The organism is Moraxella sp. (assembly GCF_024227015.1).
GTDB lineage: Bacteria > Pseudomonadota > Gammaproteobacteria > Pseudomonadales > Moraxellaceae > Moraxella.
The window spans coordinates 1-1,792 of the sequence record NZ_JAAELD010000305.1; the positions used below are offsets into that span (position 1 = coordinate 1).

Sequence of the window (1,792 nt, forward strand, 5' to 3'; positions counted from 1 at the left end):
CGTATACGGTGTAGCACGGTGTTTAATGATCTCTGTCCAAACATTTAAAGACTCGAGTAAGCCCTGACTAGCTAGGCTTAACGCGCTCACGCGAAGTGCGTAATCATCACCCGGTAAGGTTTGATTTTTACTCGCGTCAATCACCACAACGCTGATATCTGCTTTTGCTAAACCTAGTGCTAGCGTAAGGCCAACACAGCCACCACCGACAATACAAACTTGTGCTTGTTTCATATCCGTTTACCTTGCTTAACCTGACCCATAAGCTGTTTTGCCAGCGGGGTTTTTAACGAGGAGAATAAATCCATTGAGAAAAGGCCAATGCTGCGACCAAGCGCGAGCAATCGTGATGAGTTTGAGAACAAACGCACTAGGCTGTCTGTGAGTGTCATCACGGTAGTAATATCTTTACTGCGAGTTTGACTGTAATAACGGGTAAAGGCGTAATCACCAAGGTCGCTTCTATTAGCCATATCACACAATAATTGCACATCACGCAGGCCTAAATTAAAGCCCTGCCCGGCAATTGGGTGAATAGCGTGGCCTGCATTACCAATTAATACTGTGCGGTGGCTGCTCAGTGATTCTGCTTTACCGTACACAAGCGGGTAGCTTGCACGCATACCCACTTTGCTAAATGAACCGCCGCAGTAACCAAATGCTTTTTGCAACTCAGCTAAAAAGGCATCGTCTTCAAGCGCCATAGTGTGCTCAACTTGCTCAGGCTCCATACACCACACCAACGAGTATCGATTATTACTCATTGGCAACAGTGCCATTGGGCCGTTCTCAGTAAAACGCTCAAAAGCATGATGATGATGACCACCAGCCACTTCGATGTTGGCAATAATCGCCGCTTGCTGATAAGCGCGGGTATTAAACTCAATATTAGCCAGTTTACGGCTTTGCGAATGAGCGCCATCGGCAATCACCACAAGCTTTGCGCTTAACTGCTCATCGGAGCTTAGCGTGACGTTGGCACAGTCGCTCTGGTATTCAAGTTTGGCGACTGTATCAGGGCAAAATAAACTGACGTCAGTACCTATGAGTTGCTGATGAAGACTACGCCCAAATGGATTCACTTCGACCACATAGCCAAGGGCATCATGGCCGTATTCTTGGCAATCAATATGTGTTTTACCAAAATGGCCACGATCAGATACGGTTACTTTTTCAATCGCTGCCGCAAATGGCGCTTGGCAATCAAAGGCATTGATTGATTTTAAGTACTGCACCGACTGCTGAGCCAGCGCAATGCTTCTATCATCAAAGCTTGGGTGATAGTCTGCGCTTACTTCATTTGCCTCAATTACAGCGATTGATAACTGCTTATTGCTCTGTTTTAGGCCCAGTGCACAACTTGCACCCGCCATTCCACCGCCGATAATGACAACATCAAACTGCTTTGCCACGCTTGCTCCTAGCCTTTATTTGCTTGCATCACTGCTTCAATGTCACTAATGGTTTTAGGAACCGAAATGGTCAGATTTTCATGGCCATCTTCAGTGACAAGTAAGTTATCTTCAATACGAATACCGATGCCTTTATATTGCTCTGGTGCTTTTGCATCTTCGCTAATATATAAACCCGGCTCGATAGTGAGCACCATGCCCGACTCAAATAAGCGCTCTTTTTCATCAAGCTTGTATTCGCCAACATCGTGCACGTCTAACCCTAACCAATGGCCAAGGCCATGCATGTAAAACGCTTTGCATGCTTGGTTTGCCATTAACTCATCAAGCTCGCCGGTTAAAATGCCTAAATCAATAAGCCCTTGCGTTAATACCGTTGA

General features: G+C 46.0%; 3 protein-coding genes. All 3 read right to left on the reverse strand.

The genetic code is table 11. The features are described 5' to 3' along the window. The coding region (locus GY683_RS06990; protein ID WP_297288054.1) for an FAD-dependent oxidoreductase at positions 1-234 on the reverse strand (234 nt) is incomplete at its 3' end. Then, positions 231-1,412, reverse strand: a complete 1,182-nt coding sequence (ubiH, locus tag GY683_RS06995; RefSeq protein WP_297288055.1) for a 2-octaprenyl-6-methoxyphenyl hydroxylase — start codon at positions 1,410-1,412, stop codon at positions 231-233. The genes ubiH and GY683_RS06990, both read right to left, overlap by 4 nt. 8 nt (positions 1,413-1,420) lie before the next feature. Beyond that, positions 1,421-1,792: M24 family metallopeptidase (locus tag GY683_RS07000; protein WP_297288056.1), on the reverse strand; the 372-nt coding region annotated here is incomplete at its 5' end.